This is a genomic window from Paenibacillus sp. 01L418 (assembly GCF_056400045.1).
Window position 1 is genome coordinate 1 of record NZ_JBFTSN010000294.1, and the last position, 8,351, is coordinate 8,351.

At 45.8% G+C, this 8,351-nt stretch carries 7 protein-coding genes and 1 pseudogene; 1 reads left to right on the top strand and 7 read right to left on the bottom strand.

Features of this window, described 5'->3' with window-relative positions; translation table 11 throughout:
• Window positions 1-166: 166 nt before the first annotated feature.
• The 4 genes and pseudogenes from AC1DSE_RS25230 to gmd all read right to left on the bottom strand — a co-directional run bounded on the left by AC1DSE_RS25230 (window position 167) and on the right by gmd (window position 4,212).
• Window positions 167-1,297: a UDP-N-acetylglucosamine 4,6-dehydratase family protein gene (locus AC1DSE_RS25230; protein WP_477510639.1), complete on the bottom strand. Its 1,131-nt coding sequence runs from the start codon at window positions 1,295-1,297 to the stop codon at window positions 167-169.
• A 15-nt stretch (window positions 1,298-1,312) separates the two neighbouring features.
• Window positions 1,313-1,753: pseudogene (locus AC1DSE_RS25235) on the bottom strand (nucleoside-diphosphate sugar epimerase/dehydratase); the annotation flags it as partial.
• A 60-nt stretch (window positions 1,754-1,813) separates the two neighbouring features.
• Window positions 1,814-3,139, bottom strand: a complete 1,326-nt coding sequence (locus AC1DSE_RS25240; RefSeq protein WP_441886737.1) for a sugar phosphate nucleotidyltransferase — start codon at window positions 3,137-3,139, stop codon at window positions 1,814-1,816.
• Window positions 3,139-4,212: a GDP-mannose 4,6-dehydratase gene (gmd, locus tag AC1DSE_RS25245; protein ID WP_477510618.1), complete on the bottom strand. Its 1,074-nt coding sequence runs from the start codon at window positions 4,210-4,212 to the stop codon at window positions 3,139-3,141. Before gmd ends, AC1DSE_RS25240 begins: the two co-directional genes overlap by 1 nt.
• Before the next feature lie 194 nt (window positions 4,213-4,406).
• Here gmd and AC1DSE_RS25250 point away from each other — a divergent pair, with 194 nt between their 5' ends.
• Entirely contained in the window at window positions 4,407-5,342 is a 936-nt protein-coding gene (locus AC1DSE_RS25250) for a GDP-L-fucose synthase family protein (RefSeq protein ID WP_477510617.1), read from the top strand.
• A gap of 58 nt (window positions 5,343-5,400) precedes the next feature.
• On the opposite strand, the gene AC1DSE_RS25255 is transcribed toward AC1DSE_RS25250, so the two are convergent.
• The 3 genes from AC1DSE_RS25255 to AC1DSE_RS25265 form a co-directional block, all read right to left on the bottom strand.
• A complete protein-coding gene (locus tag AC1DSE_RS25255) occupies window positions 5,401-6,507 on the bottom strand; it encodes a glycosyltransferase family 2 protein (RefSeq protein ID WP_477510616.1) in 1,107 nt (368 codons plus the stop codon).
• Between the two features lie 109 nt (window positions 6,508-6,616).
• The gene (locus AC1DSE_RS25260) at window positions 6,617-8,065 is read right to left on the bottom strand and encodes a glycosyltransferase family 2 protein (protein WP_477510615.1); all 1,449 of its coding nucleotides are present in this window, start codon (window positions 8,063-8,065) and stop codon (window positions 6,617-6,619) included.
• 14 nt (window positions 8,066-8,079) lie between these two features.
• Window positions 8,080-8,351, bottom strand: a 272-nt coding sequence (locus AC1DSE_RS25265; RefSeq protein ID WP_477528363.1) for a hypothetical protein, incomplete at its 5' end; no start/stop codon positions are given.

Here is an 8,351-nt window from a genome sequence, read left to right on the forward strand (position 1 = left end):
TGCTCACGCTCTGGAACAATATAGAAACAGGCTACAAAAGTCTGCGATTCTCTGGCAGGTCCAATGATAAACGGCGGGTTGTTATGCCTCGCGGTAGATCCGATGATGGCAAGCGCCAATCGATTGCTTTCATGTGCTTTTTTTACACAATCATCAATTGCTCGCATCACTCTGCATCGCCGTGCTCATCTTCATCTAACCCATGCTTTTTCAAAATTTTCCCTAAAATATTTTTAATTTCACCTTGCTCGAAAACAATCGCCGACTCCAGCCTCTTTAGATCCGACCGCAGCTGCTCTTCATCGAGTGTTCGCGGCGAAGCTATAAAAATTCTGGGATGCAGACTTGGCAGTATGCTCTCCTTCTCGTAAAATAGCGATTCTGCTAATTTCTCGCCAGGGCGCATGCCTGTATATTTGATTTTCATTTCTTGCTCCGGCTTATAACCGGCAAAACGAATCAGTGCTTTCGCAAGGTCATCAATTTTCACCGGCTTGCCCATGTCGAGCACGAAGATTTCCCCGCCGTTTGACAATGCGCCTGCTTGCATAACCAAATGAACCGCCTCTGGTATCGTCATAAAAAAACGAACCATATCCGGATGCGTCACCGTTACCGGCCCGCCTGCTGCGATTTGTTTCTTGAAGATGGGGATTACGCTGCCTCTGCTCTCCAGTACATTGCCGAATCGAACAATCGAGAAGATCGTAGCACTGCTTTTTACTTTGGACTGCACAAGCATTTCTGCCATTCGCTTCGTCATTCCCATCACATTAATTGGACTCACCGCTTTATCGGTAGAGATGAATACAAATCGCTGCACTTCAGCCATGATCGCATTATCTACAACATTCAGCGTGCCAAATATGTTATTTCTGACGGCTGCTGAAGCGTTATTTTCCATTAACGGGACATGCTTATGGGCGGCAGCATGGAATACAATATGAGGCTGATGCCGGCGGAATACATATTCCACCTCAGGTGCATTCTGAATGTCTGCAATGATGCTATGAAGGAGGAGATCCGGGTATCTTTCTCTCATTACACCTTCGATAAGGTGAATGCTATTTTCTCCGTGCCCAAGCAATATGATGCTGTTGGGATTACACTTCGCAACCTGGTTGACGAGCTCGCCCCCAATTGATCCGCCTGCACCCGTAATAAGCACGATTTTGTCTTGAATATAACTCTTCACATCAATTAACGAATCGTTAATCATTTCTCTGCCCAGGAGTTCCTTCAGATCCAGCTCTTTAACTTTGCTATCCTGATTTCGTCCTAAAATGATATCCTTCATTCGCGGCAATATGCTTACATAAGCTGGAGTCTGCTTGCAGATGGCAACGATGCTGTCCAACTTTTCGCTCTGAGCTGAAGGTATGGCGATAATGATGTCTGTTATGCCATACGTACCGACGATATGCGGAATATCCTCTCGCTTGCCCAAAACCTGAATGCCGTAAATTTCGTAATTTTGTTTTTTGCTGCTATCGTCAATAAAACCGATTGGCGTAAGCTCTGCAATGTCATAAAGCAGCAGCTGTTTAGCTGTAATCGTGCCTGCAGCGCCTGCGCCAACGATTAACGCTTTTTTTCTCGTAACCTTGGATGCCTTGGCATGCTCCATCACATTCATAAAGCATATTCGGAAACCGCCGAGCAGCGCCGCAGAGATTAGTCCCAGCACCACAAGCATCAGAAAAGGAATTTGTTCATCTGTGAAAAGCAGCAACTCCGCTGCGTAGAGAATGACAGCTGCCGAGGAGCAGCAAGCTGTCGATGATGGATAAGACCAGCATCCTTTTTCTAAATGTCATACGTCCACTCCGCTCGTCGTCTCTATTTGTACTTCCACTAAAGTAAGCTCCGTTAAAGCGGCTATGCTGTAGCTTGTTGTCGACTCCATTTCCAAGCAATCCCCGGGAGCGACGTTTAGCGGCTTACCATCCACAATCGCTACGCCTTTGCCGGCTTGAACGGTCCATATAACCCTTCGAGAGGGCAATGAACCCGGAACATAATGCTCTCCTGTATGAACCACAATTTTTTTCACGAGCGTCTCTCGGTTGTCTTCCAGCTTAAACACGTCCAAAATGCGATACCAGCCCCAGCGGAGCTCCTCGTACATCAGTCGCTGATCGATAGGCTGCATCATTTCCTTAATGCGGGGACTCGCAGATTTATCGGATACGAGAATGCCATTCGGACTTGCTGCTACAACAATGTTCGATAAACCAAGCACCGTCACCAAAATATCCAATTCATTAAGCACATGCGTATTGTTCGAATCGTCGCTTATAAGACCCTGCCCAATTACATTCGTATCCATTTCCTCCGTCAGCGTGTTCCATGTGCCGAGGTCCTTCCACTCATTTTCATATGCGATGGCTCTGAGCTGCTTCGCTTTTTCCAACACTTCATAATCAAAGCTGTTTTTGGGCAGCGCATCATATTGACGGGATAATTGTTGATAGGAGGTTGGGTAATTTCGATCGCGTAGAAGCGAGAGCAAATAATCAAGCTTGAAGGCAAACACGCCGCAATTCCATAGTGCACCATTGTCTATTAACTCCTTGGCAATCAGCGCTGGCGGCTTCTCGACAAAACTTGTAATCACGATGCTATTATTAGTCTGTGATGCGAGATTCATAGGAGATGGAATCATATAGCCATATTTCTCTGAAGGATAAGTCGGACGTGATCCGATTAAGGCAACCTCCGCATTCGTTCCTCTCAAAACCTGCTCTAATTCCTTGATCTTTTTGAAAAAATCTGTATTTACATAGGGGTCTACAGGCAGCACGCATACGATCTCGTCCTTAGAAGCTTTCACTATTGAATTCAAATAAGCGGAAACCAAAGCAATAGCCGGAAAGGTATCTCTTCTCTCCGGTTCCACGATGATCGGAACTTGGTTGCCAATCTGGCTTCTAATCAAATCCACCTGAGAGGAGCATGTGGCGATATAGGATGAAGCCTCAAGACCAGCCTCTTGCAGCTGTCTCCACACCCGTTGAACCATCGATTCTCGTTCGCCGTTCTCCCCTTTGAGCACCTTTAAAAATTGCTTCGTTCGCGAGCCGTTCGAAAGCGGCCATAATCGTTTGCCGGAGCCTCCCGAGAGCAAAATTATTTTCATTAGCCTCGCTCTCCTTTTAGTGCATTCATATCCTGCATAACCATTTCTTTAACAAGCGCTTGAACGTCATATTTAGGTGTCCACCCTAATTGTTTCTTTGCCTTCTCAGGACTTCCGAGCAGCAGCTCAACCTCGGTAGGCCGATAATATTTGGCATCCACGGCAACAACCTCCTTGCCGACCGGAAGCGAATAGGCTGGATTATGGCATGCCTTTACATAGGCCACTTCGTCTTCCTTTTCCCCTTTAAATGCTATTTCCACACCGATCTCGGCAAAAGCAAGACGAACAAACTCTCTAACCTCTGTCGTGTATCCTGTTGCAATAACAAAGTCTTCCGGCTCGCTCTGCTGAAGAATCAGCCACATCGCCTCGACGTAATCTCTTGCGTGTCCCCAGTCTCGCTGCGCATTTAAATTTCCTAAGTAAACCTTGTCTTGCAGTCCATGCGCTATGCGGGCAACAGCTTTCGTTATTTTGCGTGAAACGAATGTTTCTCCTCGCAAAGGACTTTCATGATTAAAGAGAATACCGTTGGACGCGAACATGCCGTAGGCCTCGCGGTAGTTTACTGTGATCCAATAGGCATACAACTTGGCAACTGCATAAGGACTGCGGGGATAAAACGGTGTATTCTCATGCTGCGGAATTTGTTGAACAAGCCCGTAAAGCTCAGATGTGGAGGCTTGATAAATTTTTGTTTTTTGCGTAAGCCCGAGCAGTCGTACAGCTTCCAGTATGCGCAGCGTTCCGATGCCATCTGCGTTGGCTGTATACTCTGGCGTATCGAAGCTGACATGAACATGGCTCATCGCTGCCAAGTTATAAATTTCATCCGGTTTCACCTGTTCAATAATTCGCACTATGTTTAAAGAATCCGTTAGGTCTCCATAATGAAGAAAAAATCTTTGTTCATTAATGCTGGAATCATTCAACAAATGGTCGATTCTTCCGGTATTCGGCAGAGAGCTTCTTCTCTGCAATCCGTGTACAATATATCCCTTATCTAACAGCAATTCCGCTAGATATGCGCCGTCTTGTCCCGTAATCCCTGTTACAAAAGCAATCTTCAAAACATCTGCCCCTTCCCTATCATCCCAATTAGTAACATAGTATGTCTCTCAAACGAATTGGTATGGACGTAATGGAAGCTTCTCAAACTCTATTCTATAAATAGGCAAAGACATGCTCACATTAAGAGCCGATTACATAATCTGATAAGTAGAATTATATATTTAGGTTAAATAGGAAAGGTCGGAGGCTGATAATGAGTCAATTGAAAGGGAAAAAAATTATGGTCACCGGAGGCTCCGGCTTCTTAGGCTCGCATGTCGTCGAGCTGCTTGCTAAATACGATGCAGCAGACGTTGTTGTACCGAGGAGCCGGCAATATGATTTAACTAGCCAGGCCGCATGTTTGTCCGTCATTCAAGACTATAAACCGGATATCGTCATTCATTTGGCCGCAAAAGTAGGTGGGATTGGAGCCAATCGCGCAAATCCAGGTTCTTTCTTCTATGACAACCTGTCGATGGGCATCCACCTCGCAGAGGCATCTCGTCTTCATGGCGTCGAAAAGTTTGTAGCCTGCGGAACGATTTGCTCTTACCCCAAATTTGCCAATGTTCCATTCAAGGAAGAAGAGCTGTGGGACGGCTATCCAGAAGAGACAAACGCACCTTATGGCTTAGCCAAAAAAATGCTGCTCGTTCAGTCTCAAGCTTATCGCAAGCAATACGGCTTTAATTCCATCTTCCTTCTACCCGTTAATCTGTATGGTCCCAGAGATAACTTTGATCTGGAAACCTCGCATGTCATTCCTGCGCTTATTCGCAAATGCTTAGAGGCGAAAGAACAGAATGCTGATTACATTGAGGTTTGGGGCACAGGGATTGCAACAAGAGAGTTTTTATATGTGGAGGACGCTGCAACAGCTATTCTGCAAGCCGCAGAGCAGTTTAATGGCGAAGAGCCTGTCAATATTGGCACAGGCCGCGAAATCTCGATTAAAGAGCTCGCTCATTTAATTGCGGAGAAAACAGGCTACACCGGAAATATACGATGGGATGCAAGCAGACCCGACGGGCAGCTGCGAAGATGCCTTGACACATCCAAAGCAGAGCAGCTATTCTCCTTCAAGGCACAGACGGATTTGCCGGAAGGGTTAGAGAAGACCGTGAAATGGTATATCGATCAGCAATAAATACGGTCATAAAAACAAAAGCCACAGCGACTATCCCTAGTCGCTGTGGCTTTTGTTTTTATGATGCCCGCTTCTTTCCTTTTATTGCGCTCCCTTTAATCCGTGGCTGGACACTCCCCTTGCGCTTGCTCCGGCTGACAGCTCTCCTGCTTGATGCACCTTTACTACTTTTTTTTCTTCGCATGCCGGTTGTTTTTTTTCCTAACCTTTTACGTCCGTTTCTTCTTAACGGCTTCGTTCTCCTTATGCTTGAAGCTGGTTTGGCAACTGGCAGATTAGCATGATAATAGCTTGAAACCTCAGCAAAATACGAATTCAACACATTTTCAAGGCTCTGCTGGGAATAATGGTTTGTTTCGATATTTTTTGCCCGAAGCTTATCGAACCAGCTTGTCACCCCTTGAACAAAACCGTCTGTTGCCTGCAAACGTCTCTCGCATACGTTCATATGAAGATTAAGCTCATCCTCGGTAGGCAGAAGCCCCATCTGAATCAGCTGATTGAATACAATTTTTTTCCCGATCTCTTGTTGTTCCGCATTATGCTTCGCGCCTATTTGCTCACTATGAATGCGGTAATGAAGCAGAACATCAGGTATATTCGTGATGCGGGTTAATTGCGCCATTCTCGTCCACAGCTCATAATCCTCCGTATGTGGACTCTGATAGTCATAATAAAGCGAGTAGCTCTTAACGACGGAGCTCCGCATCATGACCGTTGGATGATTTAGAGAGCAATAAAACAAAAGCCCTGCCTTAATGTCCTCATGATCGGTTGGATGCTTAACCCAAATATCGGTATGCATATATTTCATCGCTGTACCGCAAAGGCCGATATCCGGGTATTGATTCATATGCTCAACCTGCCTTGCCAAACGATCAGGAAAAGCAAAGTCATCACAATCCATTCTAGCAATATATTCGCCTTGAGCAAGAACAAGCCCCTTGTTCAGCGTGAAAATAAGTCCGTAGTTTGATCCATTGCTAAAGAAACGGATTCTTGTATCCGAGTAAGAGGCAATGATTGCGGCGCTCTGATCCTTGGAGCCGTCATCAATAATTAAAAACTCAAAATCTTGAAATGTCTGATTTAAAATGCTCTCGATTGCTTCGCGCAAAAACAATTCACCGTTATAAACCGGCATCAAAACCGTTACCTTTGGCACCTTCCCGCCTCCTTCTACACACTCACTACTATACAATGAATGATAGATGCAGATGGTTTGGACAAAAGCCTTAGGGCATCTTCATCGTTCTTTCAACAATGTCGCTGTTTCAGTATAATCTCGGATGATTCGCTCGTATTTGCTGAACAATCATCGCGTGCTTCTGTCCCGCATCATAGGACAACGAATGGCCATGACGCCGGTATAATAACAAGGCTTCATGAATGGCAGTCCCACGCCAGCCCCTCTCGCATAACGAAATCCAGAAATCCCAATCCTCATAGCCGTGTATCATCGCTTCATTGTAACCGCCTACTGATAACCAAGCACTTTTGCGAACAAGCGAGGTGACACAAACAATATTTTCAGAGAGCAAGCGGTTAAAATCAAATTCAGGCGGAATCCAAACCCACGATTGATCGCCGAAATACTCCAAGCCGACAGTTGCGAAGCCAACCTCCGGTCTCGCTTCTAATATGCGGTAAGCCTTCTCTATTAAAGTAGGCTGTATTTTGTCGTCCGCATCAAGGGGCAATATATATTTCCCTCTTGCTTCGCGTATGCCAACGTTTCGTCCATACGGCAGACCAATATTCGTCTGAACATGAATGACTCTCGTTTTTGGCCGCTGAAGGCGTTGCAGAACTTCGATCGTGTACGGGTCAGTAGAGCCGTTATTTACGACAATAATTTCAATCTCTTGAAAGGTCGAGTTTAAGCAAGAATCTACGGCCTCCTCCACGTATTGGCCGTAATTGTAACAGGGAATGACGATGCTTACGATTGGCGCGAGCTCAAGATCTTGACCAAGCCGCCTGCGCAGCATTCTCCTAACCTCCCATTCGTCGCACAGCCAGCTGAGCCATAGCTTATCCAAGCGGTTTTCGTGAAAAAGCTCTGGATGGTTATTCACAATTTGTTTACGGAGCAGATCATGCATGGAACCATCGGAATCGGCGCTTAATACACGATAAGCCAGCGGGGCGTCATTTACAGCTACACTGGTCCAGCCCTTTTTCGAAAGCGAAATCCAAAAGTCCCAATCCTCATAACCATCCGTCATCCCCTCGTTATAGCCGCCAGCTTCAAGCCAAGCCTGCTTCCGAAAGAGAGCGCTTATGCATATAATATTTTCAGCTAACAAGCGGCCAAAATGAAAGACCGGCGGCTCCCAGCTATAATGAACAGCCCCGAAAGTATGATAGCCTGGCGAAGCAATGCCTGCCATTGGATTTTGCTCAAGCAGGCGAATCGCCTTCTCAAGAAAGCTGTGATGGAGCAAATCATCTGCATCCAGCGATACGATGAAGTCGCCCTGTGCTGCCTTAATCCCCGCATTCCTCGCAGCCGGGAGTCCACTGTTCCTCTCATAAATGACTCTCGTCTTTGGTTTATTTAAACTATTTATTAGATCGATCGTCGCTGGCTCTGTTGATCCATAATCCACGACGATTACTTCAATCTCCGAATAGGAAGAAGCTAAGCAAGAATCGACGGTTTGTTCAATAAATCTACCCTCATCCAAGCACGGGATTACTATGCTGACCTTCACATTCATCGGGCAAGCTCCTTTCATTCTGGTGTAACTTTCCTGTCTGGCAACATAAAATAATGATACATATCCTTTGTCACCGGCAAGCTGTATTTAACTGTCAACAGCGAAAGAATCGACTGGTCGTAACGATGATCGATAAATTCCGGGAAGTTCGGCAGGCCGCTGCTATTTTCAGCATTCGAAATCACTTTATAATCTTGGCAATAAAACAGCCATTCTTCTAATAGGCTTCTGCTTTTCTCATTATTGTAAAACATAAAAAATCCAGCCCAGACCTGCTCCGCTTCCC